This window comes from Zhihengliuella alba (genome assembly GCF_039538765.1).
In the GTDB taxonomy this organism is placed as follows: domain Bacteria; phylum Actinomycetota; class Actinomycetes; order Actinomycetales; family Micrococcaceae; genus Zhihengliuella; species Zhihengliuella alba.
Genome location: NZ_BAABCJ010000002.1, coordinates 154,562 through 170,510, shown reverse-complemented (window position 1 = coordinate 170,510; position 15,949 = coordinate 154,562). Strand labels below are relative to the sequence as shown.

14 protein-coding genes, 1 tRNA gene and 1 riboswitch are annotated in these 15,949 nt (G+C 72.0%); of the genes, 12 read left to right on the top strand and 3 right to left on the bottom strand.

Going from position 1 to position 15,949, the window contains the following annotated elements:
- Positions 1 to 58: 58 nt before the first annotated feature.
- Both ABD784_RS06570 and ABD784_RS06565 read right to left on the bottom strand, forming a co-directional pair.
- Positions 59 to 622 carry a hypothetical protein gene (locus ABD784_RS06570; RefSeq protein ID WP_344881775.1) on the bottom strand — a complete coding sequence of 188 codons (564 nt, stop codon included), beginning with the start codon at positions 620 to 622 and terminating at the stop codon, positions 59 to 61.
- A 126-nt stretch (positions 623 to 748) separates the two neighbouring features.
- A complete protein-coding gene (locus ABD784_RS06565) occupies positions 749 to 1,396 on the bottom strand; it encodes a VOC family protein (protein ID WP_344881772.1) in 648 nt (215 codons plus the stop codon).
- 165 nt (positions 1,397 to 1,561) lie between these two features.
- A riboswitch (SAM riboswitch) is annotated at positions 1,562 to 1,679 on the top strand.
- Between the two features lie 116 nt (positions 1,680 to 1,795).
- Here ABD784_RS06565 and ABD784_RS06560 point away from each other — a divergent pair.
- From ABD784_RS06560 to ABD784_RS06550, 3 genes are read left to right on the top strand one after another with little or no spacing between them, the layout of a single operon-like run.
- Positions 1,796 to 3,190: a bifunctional o-acetylhomoserine/o-acetylserine sulfhydrylase gene (locus ABD784_RS06560; protein WP_344881769.1), complete on the top strand. Its 1,395-nt coding sequence runs from the start codon at positions 1,796 to 1,798 to the stop codon at positions 3,188 to 3,190.
- Positions 3,187 to 4,449, top strand: coding sequence for a homoserine O-acetyltransferase MetX (metX, locus tag ABD784_RS06555; protein ID WP_425582935.1), 1,263 nt, complete (start codon positions 3,187 to 3,189; stop codon positions 4,447 to 4,449). The genes ABD784_RS06560 and metX overlap by 4 nt, the downstream gene beginning before the upstream one ends.
- A 43-nt stretch (positions 4,450 to 4,492) precedes the next feature.
- Positions 4,493 to 5,149: an alpha/beta hydrolase gene (locus ABD784_RS06550; protein WP_344881767.1), complete on the top strand. Its 657-nt coding sequence runs from the start codon at positions 4,493 to 4,495 to the stop codon at positions 5,147 to 5,149.
- Between the two features lie 36 nt (positions 5,150 to 5,185).
- Here ABD784_RS06550 and ABD784_RS06545 read toward each other — a convergent pair whose 3' ends face one another.
- The gene (locus tag ABD784_RS06545; protein WP_344881764.1) at positions 5,186 to 5,428 is read right to left on the bottom strand and encodes an RNA-binding S4 domain-containing protein; all 243 of its coding nucleotides are present in this window, start codon (positions 5,426 to 5,428) and stop codon (positions 5,186 to 5,188) included.
- Positions 5,429 to 5,591: 163 nt separating this feature from the next.
- Between ABD784_RS06545 and ABD784_RS06540 the strand changes: the two genes are divergently transcribed.
- From ABD784_RS06540 to ABD784_RS06500, 9 genes are all read left to right on the top strand, one after another.
- Positions 5,592 to 6,563, top strand: a complete 972-nt coding sequence (locus tag ABD784_RS06540; protein WP_344881761.1) for a DMT family transporter — start codon at positions 5,592 to 5,594, stop codon at positions 6,561 to 6,563.
- Positions 6,564 to 6,630: 67 nt separating this feature from the next.
- A complete protein-coding gene (locus tag ABD784_RS06535; RefSeq protein WP_344881758.1) occupies positions 6,631 to 8,016 on the top strand; it encodes a glycine--tRNA ligase in 1,386 nt (461 codons plus the stop codon).
- Positions 8,017 to 8,018: 2 nt separating this feature from the next.
- Entirely contained in the window at positions 8,019 to 8,942 is a 924-nt protein-coding gene (locus tag ABD784_RS06530; protein ID WP_344881755.1) for a GNAT family N-acetyltransferase, read from the top strand.
- A 42-nt stretch (positions 8,943 to 8,984) separates the two neighbouring features.
- Positions 8,985 to 10,373, top strand: coding sequence for a YibE/F family protein (locus tag ABD784_RS06525; RefSeq protein ID WP_344881752.1), 1,389 nt, complete (start codon positions 8,985 to 8,987; stop codon positions 10,371 to 10,373).
- 2 nt (positions 10,374 to 10,375) lie between these two features.
- Positions 10,376 to 10,984 (top strand): class I SAM-dependent methyltransferase, encoded by a 609-nt coding sequence (locus tag ABD784_RS06520; RefSeq protein ID WP_344881749.1) that lies wholly within the window; start codon positions 10,376 to 10,378, stop codon positions 10,982 to 10,984.
- 171 nt (positions 10,985 to 11,155) lie between these two features.
- Complete coding sequence (gene dusB, locus ABD784_RS06515; RefSeq protein WP_344883431.1) at positions 11,156 to 12,301, top strand: tRNA dihydrouridine synthase DusB; 1,146 nt, start codon at positions 11,156 to 11,158, stop codon at positions 12,299 to 12,301.
- Between the two features lie 3 nt (positions 12,302 to 12,304).
- The gene (locus tag ABD784_RS06510; RefSeq protein ID WP_344881746.1) at positions 12,305 to 13,621 is read left to right on the top strand and encodes a deoxyguanosinetriphosphate triphosphohydrolase; all 1,317 of its coding nucleotides are present in this window, start codon (positions 12,305 to 12,307) and stop codon (positions 13,619 to 13,621) included.
- A 52-nt stretch (positions 13,622 to 13,673) separates the two neighbouring features.
- Positions 13,674 to 15,776 (top strand): DNA primase, encoded by a 2,103-nt coding sequence (gene dnaG / locus ABD784_RS06505; RefSeq protein ID WP_344881743.1) that lies wholly within the window; start codon positions 13,674 to 13,676, stop codon positions 15,774 to 15,776.
- Between the two features lie 85 nt (positions 15,777 to 15,861).
- A tRNA-Asn gene (locus ABD784_RS06500) sits at positions 15,862 to 15,937 on the top strand.
- The last annotated feature ends 12 nt before the right edge of the window (positions 15,938 to 15,949 follow it).

Here is a 15,949-nt window from a genome sequence, read left to right as displayed (position 1 = left end):
ACGCCGATCACCCGGGCGCCTGGATCACTGCTGCGCCTGGTTCACTGCTGCGCCTGGATCACTGCTCCTGGATCTCCACCCAGACGTTGTCGCTGACGCGGCTCAGCCCGTCCTCGGCCGGCGGGGTGTAGCCGTCCGCGACCAGGTGGGCGACGCGCGGAGGCGTCGTCACGGCCTGCACGAGGGCGAACGTCTCGGGCTCGAGCGGGGCGCAACCGCCCGAGAACTCGTAGGTCCGCTCGGGGGAGAAGATCGCGACGCAGACCTCGTCGGCCTGGTTCGAGCGGCCGAGGTAGTACTCGATGCCGTCCTGGTCCGCTCCCGCGAAGCGGATCGAGGCGGGCTCCATGAAGCCGGCCTCGAGGATCTGGTCCGGGATCTCCTGGGTCGAGGCGGGGGTGTCCAGCAGGGCCAGTGCGGGCTCCGCCGGGGGCGCGCACGCGCCCACTCCGCAGAGCACCGCGGCCGCCAGGAGCGGCCCGAGCAGTCGGCTCCCGACGGACCGGGCGGAGCGCCGGGGAGCCCGCCGCCCGCCGCGCCCGGACGGCGAGACGGCCGCCGCAGCGACGGCATCGACCGCCGTCGTGCCGAGCCCTCTGCGAGTCGATTCGGTGGTCCCCATGCGCCTACGCCCCCCTGCGTCTGCCGCCGCCTTCTTCTGCGGCGAATCTAGTCCTGCCGGCCGCTCCGCGCCAGAGCCGGACCGGTCGCCGTGCGAGCCCGCCGGGGATGAGCCCCGGCGCGGGCTCTAGAGCGTGACCAGGCCGTGCGGCGTCATGAAGGACACGGACAGGATGCCCGGGGCGCCGTTCGGCGCCTGCCAGTCGACCGTGACGTCGCCCAGCGGCGACTGCTCCGGGCGGCCGAGCCAGTCCCGCACGCGGTCCCGCGACCCGGCGATGCAGATCTGCGCGATCTGCCCCTCTGGGCGCTCCACGGCCTGCGAGGGATGCAGCTTCTCGGTGCCCTCGTCCCACTGGATCATGTAGGGCACCTGGGGATCGGCGATCAGGCCCTTGATGCCGATCTGCTGCCAGGTCAGCTCCTGGCCGTCCGGGAACTTCCGGTTCCCCGGTACCCGACTGCGGCCGAGGCGCTCCTCGAACGGGACCAGGTCGTCCACCGCGACGACCCAGCCCATCCAGCCGCCGCCCATCTCCGAGCGGGCCCGGACGGCCTGGCCGAACGGTGCCTTGTCGCTCGCCGGATGGGCCAGGACCTCGACGACCTCGAGGTACTGGTTGTTGCGCAGCGGGAAGATGACGTTCCTGGTTCCGAAGCGAGGATGGACTCCTCCCTTGACGGATTCGATGCCGAGTTCTCGAGCGATCCGGTCGGCCGTGGCGGTCAGGCCGTCAGGGCCGCAAGCATAGGAAACATGGTCCAACCTCATCATGTCCTCATGATGGCACTATGTGATGGACGTCTCGAAATTAGGCTGCCCTTACTTGCCGCCGGACGCCGCGGCAGGAGGCTGTCCCGAGGCCGCGCCGGGCTGTGTGTCGGGCTGTTGAGACCGGGCTTGCACGGCGGCTCCTCTTCGTCGAAACTTGGGGACCAAGGTCATGAGTGCCAGCGTGAAACCCCGGTTTGCTGGCCGGCAACCCTCACACTCGCGGTGGGGTGCCCCGGGTGAAGACCCGGCTCCGCTCGAAAACGATGCGGGGCAAGCGCGGGAAAGCCTTCCCATCTGCTGTACCCGCCGGACCGTTACCGTCCGGCGGCCTTCGCCCCCTCGGCGTCGGCACGGCACAGCGGGAGTGCGGGCGGACCCCGGAACACAGAGGGGAACAACATGTCAGAGCAGAACACCACGCCGTCCACCCAGTCCGCAGCATGGGCCTTCGAGACCCGCCAGATCCACGCGGGCCAGACGCCGGATCCGACGACGGGCGCCCGGGCCCTGCCGATCTACCAGACGACGTCGTTCGTCTTCCCGAGCGCGGAGAGCGCCGCCGCGCGGTTCGCGCTCGCCGAGCTGGAGCCGATCTACACGCGCATCGGCAACCCGACGCAGGACGCCGTGGAGCAGCGGATCGCCGACCTCGAGGGCGGCGTCGGCGCGCTGCTGCTCGCCTCGGGCCAGGCCGCCACGACCTACGCCCTGCTCAACGTCGCCGAGGCCGGTGACCACATCGTCGCCAGCCCCACGCTCTATGGCGGCACGCAGAACCTGCTCAAGCACACGCTGAAGAAGTTCGGACTCGAGGTCACCTTCGTGGCCGACCCGGACGACCTGGACGCCTGGCGCGCCGCGGTCCGCCCGAACACCAAGGCGTTCTTCGGCGAAGTGGTGTCCAACCCGCGCCAGGACGTCCTCAACATCGAGGAGATCTCGGCGATCGCCCACGAGGTCGGCGTCCCGCTGATCGTCGACAACACCCTGGCCACCCCCTACCTGATCCGCCCGCTCGAGTGGGGCGCCGACGTCGTCGTGCACTCGGCCACCAAGTACCTGGGCGGGCACGGCACGGCGATCGCCGGCGTGATCGTGGACGGCGGCACGTTCGACTACGCCGCCGACCCGGAGCGGTTCCCCGGCTTCAACACCCCGGACGAGTCCTACAACGGCCTGGTGTTCGCCCGCGACCTCGGCGTCGGCGGTGCACTCGGGGCCAACCTGGCCTACATCCTCAAGGCCCGCGTGCAGCTGCTGCGCGACCTCGGGTCCGCGGTCGCACCGCTGAACGCCTTCCTGATCGCGCAGGGCCTGGAGACCCTGAGCCTGCGCGTGGAGCGGCACGTGGCCAACGCGCAGCGCGTCGCGGAGTGGCTCGAGGGGCGCGACGACGTCCTCTCGGTCGCGTACGCGGGCCTGCCGTCCAGCCCCTGGTACGAGCGCGGCCGCAAGTACGGCCCGCGCGGCACGGGCGCGGTCATCGCGTTCGAGCTGGCCGGCGGCGCGGAGGCCGGGCAGGCCTTCGTCGACGGGCTCTCCCTGCACTCGCACGTCGCCAACATCGGCGACGTCCGCTCCCTCGTCATCCACCCGGCGTCGACCACGCACGCGCAGCTCAGCGAGGAGGAGCAGCGCGCCGCCGGCGTCTCGCCCGGCCTGGTCCGGATCGCGGTCGGCATCGAGCACGTCGAGGACATCCTCGCCGACCTCGAGGCCGGGTTCCGCGCCGCCGGTGCGGCGTCCTCGAACACGACGACGGCGGCGGCCGGCGCCGAGGCACCGGTGAAGTGACCAGCGGCATCGAGACGATCACCGAGCCCCGGGGGCGCCGGACCGGCGCCCCCGGGGCGGTTCCCGGCGCGGTCACGGCCCCCGGGCAGGGAGCGGAGGCGCCGACATCGACCGTCGGGACGCGTCCGGACGGTCGGTCGCAGCCGGGCCCGGCGACAGGGTCCGAGGGCGTCCTGCAGACGCTGCGCACCGGCGCCTTCGAGTTCGAGACCGGCGGCGCGCTGCCATCCGTCGACATCGCCTACGAGACGTGGGGCACCCTCGATGCGGACGCCTCCAACGCCGTGCTCGTCCTGCACGCCCTCACCGGGGACACGCACGTGTCCCGGGGAGCCACCGAGCTTCCCGGCTGGTGGGACGACTTCGTGGGCCCGGGCCGGACCGTCGACACGGACCGCTACTTCGTCGTCGCCCCGGCCGTGCTGGGCGGCTGCGCCGGTACCACCGGGCCGTCGAGCCCGGACCCGGACGGGCGGCCGTGGGGCTCGCGCTTCCCGTTCACGACCCTGCGGGACACCGTGCGGCTCGAGGCACGCCTCGCGGATGCCCTGGGGATCGACGCCTGGCGCGCGGTCCTCGGCGGGTCCATGGGCGGCGCCCGGGCCCTCGAGTGGGCGGCCACGTTCCCGGACCGCGTCCGCGGGTGCGCGGTGCTGGCCGCCACGGCGGCGTCGTCGGCCGAGCAGATCGCGTTCGCCCAGATCCAGACGCGCGCCATCCGCCTGGATCCCGGGTTCCACGGCGGCGACTACTACAGCGCGCCCGGCACCCTGGGGGAGGGGCCGGTGGAGGGGCTGGGCATCGCCCGGCGCCTGGCCCACATCACCTACCGCTCGGACACGGAGTTCGCCGCCCGCTTCGACCGCCTGCCCCAGGGCGACGAGGACCCGCTCGGCGCCGTGACGGGCCGGCGGGGCCGGTTCCAGGTCGAGAGCTACCTGGACCACCAGGCCCGGAAGCTGACCGGTCGGTTCGACGCCAACGCGTACCTGAACATCACCGAGGCGCTGATGAGCCACGACGTCGGGCGGGGCCGGGGCGGCGTCGAGGCGGCGCTGGCCGGTCTGGGGCACATCCGCTTCCTCGTGGCCGCTGTGGCCAGCGACCGGCTCTACTGGCCGTCCCAGTCGGAGGAGCTGGCCCGCCTGCTCCCCGGGTGCGGCCCGGTGCAGTACATCGACTCGCCGATCGGGCACGACGCCTTCCTGACGGACGCGCCGCAGCTCTCCGAGGCGCTGCGGGCCACGGTCCTCGCCTGAGTCCGGGGACCCGCCCGATGCGACGACCTGATTGAATGGCGCCATGACGACCTCCACCTGGAACCCGACCGTCGTATGGAACCGGCCGGACGAGCAGCGCGCGGACACGCCGCTGCTCGTCCTGTTCCACGGCTATCTCTCGCACGAGCGCGACCTGATCGGCCTGGCCCCGATGCTCCCCGAGGAGTTCACGCTCGCCTCGGTCCGCGCGCCGCACGCCCTGGGACCCGGCTTCACCTGGTTCCCGCTCCTCAACGAGCCCGACTACTCGTTCGACCGCGTCGCGCGCGCCGTCGACGACGTCATCGGCTGGCTCGAGGGCGTGCGGGCGCGGCACAGCTCCGTGACGCTGCTGGGGTTCTCCATGGGCATGGCCGTGGCCACGTCGGTGCTGCGCCGCCGCCCGGACCTGGCCGATGCCGTCGTGGGACTGTCCGGATTCGCGATCCCCGCCGAGGGCGACTACTTCGACGACGCCGCCCTGCGGGAGCAGCGGCCGCCGCTGTTCTGGGGGCGCGGCGACATCGACCAGATCATCGCCGAGCCGCTGGTCGAGTACACGACGGGCTGGGCGCAGGAGCACACCGCGGCCACCAAGATGCTCTACACGGGCCTGGCGCACAGCATCAACCCTCCGGAGATGGGCCACGTCTCCGAGTTCCTGCGGCACCAGGTCCTCGCGGCGGACGCGCGCCGCTGAGGACCGCGCGGCGGACGCGCCTCCCGGCCGCGGGCCCTACTCGGCGGCGTCGGTCTCGGCGGCCACGACGATCCGCTCGCCGGCGACCTCCACCGTGTCCCCGTTGCGGACCTGGCGGCCCCGGCGGGTCTCGACCTCCCCGTTGACCAGGACGTGCCCGTCCTCGATCACGCTCTTGGCCTCCACCCCGTCCTCGACGAGGCTGGCGAGCTTGAGCAGCTGGCCCAGGCGGATGGATTCGTCGCGGAGGGAGATCACTGCGGGCTCGTTGTCGGTCATGGCTATACAGTGTAGGCGTGCCGAACGAACTGAGACCGACCGTCCCGTCCGCCCAGCACACCCGGACCACTCGGCACCCCGGATCCGCTGCCGCACCGGCCCGGCGCCCCGCCGCCGGCCCGGTTGGATGTGCCGCCGGGCCGCACGGCCGGGACAGCGCCGCATGACGGCCCCGCGGAACGAGCGCGCCCTGCCGCTGCCCGTCGGCGTCACCGCCGCGCTCGTCGCCGGCGCGGCGATGCCGCTCCAGGGCCGGGTCAACGGCGCCCTGGCCGCCGAGACCGGCAGCGGGCTGGCCGCCGCCGTCGTCTCCTTCGGCACCGGACTGATCCTGCTCACCGCCGTCGTCGTCCTCACCCCGGTGGGTCGGCGGGGCCTCCGGGAGATGCCCGGGCACGTGCGCGACGGGCACTTCCCCTGGTGGTACATGCTCGCCGGCATCGGCGGCGCCTATTTCGTGCTCGGCCAGGGCCTGGCCGTCACACTCCTGGGCGTGGCCCTCTTCACGGTAGCCAACGTCGCCGGCCAGATCCTCTCCGGGATCGTCGCCGACCGGATCGGCTTCGGACCCGGCGGGCCGCGCCCGGTGAGCACCGAGCGTTTCGTCGGCGGGATGCTCGCACTCGCCGGCGTCGTCTGGGCGGTCTGGCCCACGCTGAGTGCCACGGGCGTCTCCTGGGCGACGATCGGGCCGATGCTGCTGCCGCTGACGGCCGGCGTGCTCACGGGCTTCCAGCAGGCCATGAACGGCACGCAGACCCGCTTCTACGGCAATCCGCTGCCCGCGACCTTCTTCAACTTCGCGGTCGGCTCCGCGGCATTGGTCACGGCGTTCCTCGTCGCGCTGCCCTTCACGGGGGCGCCGGCGCCACTCCCGGGCATGTGGTGGATGTACACGGGCGGGCTGCTCGGCATCGTGTTCATCGCCGCGGGCGCCGTCCTGGTGCGCTGGTTCGGAGTGCTCGTCACCAGTCTGGGCCTGATCGCCGGGCAGCTCGCGGGCTCGCTGGCGATGGACCTCGTCGCGCCCGTCGCGGGGGCCCGGATCGACCTCGCGACCGTGCTCGGCACGGCCCTGGCCTTGGTCGCCGTCGTCATCGCCTCCGCACCGAGGGCGGGACTGCGTTTCCGCTAGGGTGGTCTCTCGTATTGTTCCCATCGCGGACCGCAACCAGCGGCCACGCAGGTAATGGAGTTTAAGAATGGCACCGCAGTCCAAGCTCGATCAGGTCATCTCCCTCGCCAAGCGGCGCGGATTCGTCTTCCAGGCCGGTGAGATCTACGGCGGCTCCCGCTCCGCGTGGGACTACGGGCCCCTCGGCACCGAGCTGAAGGACAACATCAAGCGCGAGTGGTGGCAGCACTTCGTCCGCGGCCGCGAGGACATGGTGGGCCTCGACTCCTCCATCATCCTGCCCAAGGCCGTCTGGGAGGCCTCCGGCCACGTCGCGACGTTCACTGACCCGCTGGTCGAGTGCACGCAGTGCCACAAGCGCCACCGCGAGGACCACCTGATCGAGGCCTTCGTGGAGAAGAAGGGCCGCCAGCCCCAGGACGGCATGAGCGAGATCGCCTGCCCCGACTGCGGCACCAAGGGTCAGTTCACCGAGCCCCAGATGTTCTCCGGGCTGGTCAAGACGTTCCTCGGCCCCGTGGACAGCGAGTCCGGCCTGCACTTCATGCGCCCGGAGACCGCCCAGGGCATCTTCGTGAACTTCAACAACGTGCTCAACGCCGCGCGGAAGAAGCCCCCGTTCGGCATCGGCCAGATCGGCAAGGCGTTCCGCAACGAGATCACGCCGGGCAACTTCATCTTCCGCACCCGCGAGTTCGAGCAGATGGAGATCGAGTTCTTCACGGCGCCCGAGGACGCGGACCACTGGTTCAAGGACTGGGTGGAGACCTGCTGGGACTGGTTCATCGACCTGGGCATCGACCCGGAGAACATGCGCCGCTTCGACGTCCCGGAGGACGAGCGGGCCCACTACTCCGCGGGCACCATCGACTTCGAGTACCGCTTCGGCTTCCAGGGCTCCGAGTGGGGCGAGCTGATGGGCGTCGCTAACCGGACCGACTACGATCTCTCCTCCCACAAGGAGGCCTCCGGCGTCGATCTCTCCTACTTCAACCAGGCCACGGGCGAGCGTTACGTCCCCTATGTGATCGAGCCGTCCTTCGGACTCACTCGCTCGATGATGGCCTTCCTCGTGGACGCCTACACCGAGGACGAGGCGCCCAACTCCAAGGGCGGCGTCGACAAGCGCACGGTCCTGAAGCTGGACCCGCGCCTGGCGCCGGTGAAGGCCGCGGTCCTCCCGCTCTCGCGCAACGAGCAGCTCTCCCCGAAGGCCCGCGAGCTCGCCGCGGACCTGCGCAGGAACTGGAACATCGACTTCGACGACGCCGGCGCCATCGGCCGCCGCTATCGCCGCCAGGACGAGATCGGCACGCCGTTCTGCATCACCGTGGACTTCGACACCCTCGAGGACCAGGCCGTCACCATCCGCGAGCGCGACACGATGGCCCAGGAGCGCGTGTCCCTCGACCAGGTCAAGTCCTACCTGGCCGCGCGTCTGCTGGGGGCCTGAGCATGACCGAGGCGCCCGAGTACACGTTCCGGCCCTGGCAGGAGGGCGACGACCTGGCGCTGCTGCAGGTCTGGGGCGACCCGTCCACGCCGCAGGCGCACCTGGACCGCACCATGCTGCGCGCCAACAGCGACAAGCCGTGGGCGCGCACCCTCGTCGCCGAGGACCAGGGCGTCCCGGTCGCGGCGGCCACGGTCTTCGAGTCCTCGCTGCACCCGGACCGGCTGTGGCTCTACGTGGAGGTCGCCCGCGACCACCGGGGACGCGGCCTCGCGACCGAGCTGGTGCGGCGCCTGCGCGAGGAGCAGGCGCCGTCCGGCGTGACCGCACTGAAGACGCGCTACACCGTGGAGGGGGCCGACGCCGAGGGCGCCTCCGCGTTCGCCGCCTCCATCGGGCAGGAGCGCATCATGCGCTCGCGCGCCGTGGTGGTCGAGCCCGGCGTGCTGAAGCTGCCCCAGTTCGAGGAGGACGGGCTCACCCTCGAGGAGGCCGCGACCGGATCGGTCGAGCTGACTCAGGTGGTGGCCGCGTTCTACAACGCCGTCCACGACTGGGACCGGGCAGAGATGACCCTCGGGCGGGCCCAGACCATGCTGCTCAACGACGCGACCGGCGCCAAGGGCGCCGTTGTGCTGCGGGACAGGCCGCACAGCGCCGGGGGACGGATCCTGTCCTTCGCGATCAGCTACGAGCCGGACCGGGTGGATGCCCCGGCGGACGTGCTCATGGGCTGGGACCCGGAGCTGGACGCCGTGGTCGCCAAGGAGTCCGTGTTCGGCCTGCTCGCCATGCTGGCCCACCAGTACCCGGTGAAGATCGAGGTCGACGACGCCATGGGGCCGCTGAGCGAGATCGTCGACGGTCTCATCGCCGCCGGTCACGCGACCGTCGTGACCACCACGCACATCGTCGCCACCGACTAGCCGGACCCCGGCACGTCGCCGCAGAAGAGCCGAGGAGACCAGGTGGGCCACTCCCACGACCACGACGCCCCGGTCCTGACCGATCCGGTGCGCCGTCGCCGCGCACGCATCATCCTGTCCGTCATCCTCGTGCCGCTGGCGCTCCTGACGCTGGTGGGGGCCTGGTTCCTGTGGCCCGACGGCCAGGCCGAGGACCTCCAGCTGAACGACCCGTACTCGGCCGCCGCCGGCGTGTCCTTCGTCTCGGGAACCGTGGCCGACGTGCGCGAGGAGACCTGCCCGTCGTCGGGGGACACGGAGGCCGCCGGCGGCCAGGCCCAGCTCTGCGACGTCGCGTACGTCGTCCCGGCGGCGGGGGGCAGCCCGGTGCCGGTCGAGGTGCCGCCGGAGATCGTCACGGCCACCGGCGTGGAGCCGGGGGACCGCATCAAGTACCTGGACCTCACCGAGGCCGTCAGCGGCTCGGCGGCCCCATACATCTTCGTCGACTTCGTCCGGACGGCCCCCATCCTGCTGCTCGCGGCGCTCTACGCGTTCGTGGTGGTCGCCGTCGCCCGGTGGCGCGGCCTCCGTGCGCTGCTGGGCCTCGTCGGCGCCTACGGGGTCCTGTCCGCGTTCATGATCCCGGCCCTGGTCGAGGGCAAGCCCGCCCTGCTGGTGGGGCTCGTCGGCTCCGCGCTGATCATGATCGCGGTCCTCTACTTCGCGCACGGGTTCACCGCCAGGACCACGACGGCGCTGCTCGGCACCATCTTCGGCCTCGCCGTCACGACGGCGCTCGCGGCCTGGGCGACGGGGGCCGTGCACCTGACCGGCGTGGGGGACGACGCCAAGTACACGCTGGTGAACCAGGTGCCGGAGCTGAGCCTGTCCGGGATCATCCTCTGCGGGCTCCTGGTCGCCGGGCTCGGCGTGCTGAACGACGTGACGATCACCCAGTCCTCCGCCGTCTGGGAGCTCGCCGAGGCCATGCCGCACCGCTCCGCGCGGGAGCTGTTCACCTCCGCCATGCGCATCGGGCGGGACCACATCGCCTCGACCGTCTACACCATCGCCTTCGCCTACGCCGGCGCGGTCCTGCCCATGCTGATCCTCGTCAGCCTCTACGACCGGGCCCTGCTGGACACCTTCACCTCCGGCGAGCTCGCCGAGGAAGTCGTGCGCACCCTCGTCGGCTCCATCGGCCTGGTGCTGGCGATCCCGGTGACGACGGCGATCGCCGTCGCCGTGGTCAAGGCCGTCGGCCCCGGCGACCGCGGGCCCTCCCCGGCCCGGCCCTCCCCGGCCCGGCCCTCCCCGGCCCGGCCCTCCCCGGCCCGGACTGCCGCGGCCTCCGGCCGCCGTCGTGCCGCGACTGCCGGCGGGCCCGGACCCGGCGGCGCGGCCGGTGGCGGGGAGCCGACCGGCATCGAGCCCGCGCCGAGGGCGTAGCGATGCCGGCCGCAGCGGACGCCGTGCGCGCGGCCTACACGCGGCGCGCAGTCGAGTACACCGAGCTGCTCGGTTCCCTGGACGCGGTCCACGCCGAGGACCTCCGCCTGATTCGGGACTGGGCCTGCCGGGTCCCCGGCCCCGTCCTCGACGCCGGCTGCGGCCCCGGCCACTGGACCGCGTTCCTCGCGGAGCAGGGGGTCGAGGTCACCGGCATCGATCAGGTCGAGCCGTTCGTCGAGGGTGCGCGGCGGCGCTTCCCCGGCGTCGAGTTCCGCGTCGGGCGGCTCGAGACGATCCCGCGCCGCGACGGGGCGCTCGGGGGAGTCCTCGCCTGGTATTCGCTCATCCACCTGCCGCCCGCGGACGTCCCGGCGGTGCTCCGCGAGTTCGCCCGGGTGCTCCGCCCCGGCGGGGGCCTGTTGCTCGGCCTGTTCGACGGGACGCCGGGCGAGGCGTTCGACCACGCGGTCGCGACGGCGTACCGGTGGGACGCCGAGACGATCGGGGCCGTGCTGGACACCGCCGGCTTCGATTCCTGCGGGAGCAGCCGACGGGCGGAGCCGGAGACACGCCCGCACCTGGCGGTCGAGGCCCGCCGCCGGGCGTAGCGGAGACTCTCCACAGGTCGGAGCGCGGCAGGGGGACGATTTGCCACCGCTTGCGATAATGGGGCAGTGACCGTGACAGCTTCCCCCACCCAGACCGTGCAGACGACTCCTCGCGCAGCAGCCCCCGCGACCGGGGCCGCGACGCAGGGGGATGGCTCAGCGCCCACCCGACTGGAGCTGCCGCCCCTGCAGCTGGGCGGGCTGACCGTCGATGTGCCCGTGGTGCTGGCACCGATGGCCGGCATCACCAACAAGGCGTTCCGGCGGCTCTGCCGCGAGTACGGCGGAGGACTGTACGTCACCGAGATGGTGACGTCGCGGGCCCTGGTGGAGCGCAACGAGAAATCGATGCGGATCATCTCCCACGACCCCGACGAGGACGTCCGCTCCGTCCAGCTCTACGGCGTCGAGCCCAAGACGGTCGGCGCCGCCGTGCGGCTGCTCGTCGAGGAGGACCGCGCGGACCACATCGACCTGAACTTCGGCTGCCCCGTCCCCAAGGTCACCCGCAAGGGCGGCGGGTCGGCCCTGCCCTGGAAGACGGATCTGTTCCGGGCCATCATCAAGTCCGCGACGGACGAGGCCGCCAAGGGCGACGTCCCCCTGACCATCAAGATGCGCAAGGGCGTGACCGAGGACCACCTGACCTTCCTGGACGCCGGGCGCATCGCCCGGGACCACGGGGTCGCCGCCGTGACGCTGCACGGACGCACCACCGGCCAGTTCTACTCGGGGCAGGCGGACTGGGCCGCCATCAAGGAGCTGCGCGACGCGCTGCCGGACATGCCGGTGCTGGGCAACGGCGACATCTGGACCGCGGAGGACGCCATCCGCATGGTCCGCGAGACCGGCGTGGACGGCGTCGTCATCGGGCGCGGCTGCCAGGGCCGGCCGTGGCTGTTCGGGGACCTGCAGGCCGCCTTCGAGGGCAGCGACAGGCGCTACCGGCCCACCTTGGGCGAGGTCGGCGCGACCTTCCTCCGGCACGCCGAGCTGCTGATCGACTACTTCGGCAACGAGGAGCAGGCCCTCCGTGACATCCGCAAGCACGTCGCCTGGTACTTCAAGGGCTACAGCGTCGGCGGCGAGCTCCGCGCGGCGATGGCGGCCGTCGGCACCCTCGACCAGCTGCGGGAGCTGCTGGACCGGCTCGACCCCGAGGCGGGGTACCCCGGCGCCGACGCCGAGGGCCCGCGCGGCCGCGCCGGAACGCCGAAGCGGCCGGCCCTGCCGGACGGCTGGCTCGACTCGCGGGAGCTCTCGCCGCTGCACCAGTCGATGATCGCCGCCGCCGAGTCCGACGTCTCGGGCGGCTGAGCCGTGGCAGACCAGCACCAGCGCGCCGTCCCCGGCTACGAGCCGTACGACCAGGAGCGCTGGGTCCCTGAGCCGCCGAAGAAGTCCTACCGGACGAGTTTCGAGCGCGACCGGGCCCGCGTCCTGCACTCGTCGGCGCTGCGCCGGCTCGGCGCCAAGACCCAGGTGGTCGCGCCCTACTCCGACGACTTCGTCCGGACCCGGCTGACGCACTCCCTCGAGGTGGCGCAGGTCGGCCGCGAGCTGGGTGCGACGCTCGGCTGCGATCCGGACGTCGTGGACACGGCCTGCCTCGCCCACGATCTCGGGCACCCGCCGTTCGGCCACAACGGGGAGAAGGAGCTGGACCGTCTCGCCGCAGGCATCGGGGGGTTCGAGGGAAACGCCCAGACGCTGCGCCTGCTGACCCGGCTCGAGACCAAGACGTTCCGGCACAACGGCGGTTCCGCCGGACTCAACCTCACCCGTGCGTCCCTCGACGCCGCCTGCAAGTACCCGTGGACGCGCGAGGACGCGCCGCTGCGCAACGGGACGAAGACGCGCAAGTTCGGCGTCTACACCGAGGACCTGCCGGTGTTCGAGTGGCTGCGCGCCGGGGGAGAGGACGAGAACCTCCGGCCCGGTCCCGGGCAGACCTGCATCGAGGCGCAGGTCATGGACCTCGCCGACGACATCTCCTACTCCGTGCACGACGTCGAGGACGCGATCGTCGCCGGCCGCTTCCAGCTGCGCTGGATCCAGAACCCCGATCACCGGGACCGGGTCATCGAGTACACGCGGCGCTGGTACCTGCCCGGTGTCGACGACGCCACCATCGATGCCGCACTGCGCCGGCTCGAGGCCACCGAGGAGTGGGTGCCCGTGGCCAACGGGTCCCGGCGCTCCATGGCGGCGCTGAAGGACATGACCAGCCAGTTCATCGGGCGCTTTTGCCAGGCCGCGCTGGACGCCACGCGCGCCGAGTACGGCACGGACCCGCTGACCCGGTTCAACGGGCGGCTCATCGTCCCCGAGGAGACGGACCATGAGATCGCGGCGATGAAGGGCCTGGCCACCGCCTACGTCATGACGAGCGACGAGCGCCAGCCGATCTACGAGCGCCAGCGCCAGGTGCTCTCCGAGCTCGTGGCGCTCCTCACCGAGACCGGCGACCAGTACCTGGAGCCGATGTTCGCCTCCGACTGGAACGACGCGCGGGACGACGCCGGCCGGCTGCGCGCCGTCGTCGACCAGGTCGCGTCGCTGACGGACTCCTCGGCGATCGAGTGGCACCGCACCCTGGTCCAGGGCGAGTCCTTCCGCGCCGAGCTCGTCCTCTGAGCGCCTGTGGACGAGTGAATCGGCGTCCCGCGCAGGGCACTATCCTGTAGGCATGGCCGGCCTGATCAAACGCGAAGACATCGACGAGGTGCGCGCCCGGACCGACCTCAAGGAAGTCGTCGAGGGGTACGTGACCCTCCGCAGCGCCGGCGTCGGCTCCTTCAAGGGGCTCTGCCCCTTCCACGACGAGCGCAGCCCGTCCTTCCACATCCGGCCCCAGGTGGGCACGTTCCACTGCTTCGGCTGCGGAGAGTCGGGCGACGTCATCTCCTTCATCCAGAAGATGGACCACACCACGTTCACCGAGACCGTGGAGCAGCTCGCCGCCCGCATCGGCTTCGAGCTGCACTACGAGGACGGCGGACACGGCCCGAGCCGCCAGGAGGTCGGCCGGCGCCAGCGCCTGCTGGACGCGCACAAGATCGCCGAGGAGTTCTTCCGGCACCAGCTCGGCAGCCCCGAGGCCCAGATCGCCCGCGACTTCCTGACCGGGCGCGGCTTCGACCAGGCCGCGGCGGAGAAGTTCGGCGTCGGCTACGCGCCCCAGGGCTGGGACGCGCTCCTGAAGCACCTGCGCTCCAAGGGCTTCCGGGACGACGAGCTGAACCTGACCGGCATGTTCTCCGAGGGGCAGCGCGGCATCTACGACCGGTTCCGCGGGCGCCTCATCTGGCCGATCCGGGACCTCACCGCCGCGACGATCGGCTTCGGCGCACGCAAGCTCTACGAGGACGACAAGGGCCCGAAGTACCTGAACACCCCCGAGACCCAGCTCTACAAGAAGTCGCAGGTCCTCTACGGCGTGGACCTCGCCAAACGGGACATCACGCGCCACCGCCAGCTCGTCGTGGTCGAGGGGTACACCGACGTCATGGCCTGTCACCTCTCCGGGGTCGGCACGGCCGTTGCGACCTGCGGCACGGCCTTCGGGGCGGACCACATCAAGATCGCCCGCCGCCTCCTCCAGGACGACGGCACCGGCGGCGAGGTCGTCTTCACGTTCGACGGCGACGAGGCGGGCCAGAAGGCCGCTCTGCGCGCCTTCGACGAGGACCAGCGCTTCATCGCGCAGACGTACGTCGCCGTCGAGCCCACCGGGGCGGATCCGTGCGATCTCCGCCAGCAGCGAGGGCCCGAGGCCGTGCGGGAGCTCATCGCCACCAAGCGCCCGCTCTTCGAGTTCGCGATCAAGGCGGGTCTCAAGAAGTACGACCTCGACACGGTGGAGGGGCGCGTGCAGGCGCTGCGCGCGACGGCCCCCATCGTCGCGGAGATCCGCGATCCCGCCATGCGGCCGGCCTATGCGCGCGAGCTCTCCGGCTGGCTCGGCATGGACATCGACGACGTCACGCGCTCGGTCGCAGCGGCCGGCAAGCGCGGCCGGGCCGCGGGCAAGGGCGGCGGGAACGACGGCGGCGCGAGCCGCGGCGGGCGTGGCGCCGAACGGCCCCATCCGGATCGCGGCGGGCAGGGCTACGGTGCGCCCGCGCAGGAGCGTACCGACCGGCGGCAGGAGACGGCCGGGCGCCCGTCGGGTCCGGGCCAGCAGTGGCAGAACGAGCACGCCGGATCCGGCGAGCGGCCGGGACGGCATGCCGCGCCGGGCGGCTACGCGCGGGACGAGGAGGCCGGGACGGCGGGTCAGTACGGCGACTCAGGAGCCGTCGACTCCGGCCCCCGCTACGAGATGCCGGATCCGCGCGACCCCGTGACCCGGATGGAGCGCGAGTCGCTGGAGGTCGTGCTCCAGCAGCCCGCCATGCTCACCCCGGACCAGTGGCAGGCGTTCTACGAGGCGCGCTTCCTCGCGCCGGCGCACTCCGCGATCCACGCGGCGATCCGCGCCGCCGGCGCCTCCGGGGTGTCGCCGGCGCAGTGGGTCGAGGCGGTGCGCCAGGAGGTTCCCGAGCCGTTGCGTGCGCTGGTGTCCGAGATGGCGGTCATCCCGCTGCCCGCGCACTCGGCCGAGGCGCTCGCCCGCTACTGCCGCGACATCATGAACCGGCTCTTCGAGCTGCAGATCACGCACCTGAAGGCCGAGAAAATCGGCCAGCTGCAGCGGATGGACCCCGCCTCGGCGCCCGAGGAGTTCCAGCGGATCAATCGCGAGCTCATGGAGCTCGAACTGCAGCGGCGAGCCCTGCGCGAGGACTGACACGCGCCTCGCGTGGGCTCCGCCACGGCGGTGGGGCCGGATTTTCACCGGCCCGCTCGATCTTGTATAGTCTTATCCGTTGCTTTCCCCCGTAGCTCAATTGGCAGAGCATTCGACTGTTAATCGAAGGGTTACTGGTTCGAGTCCAGTCGGGGGAGCCACGCAACGCAAGT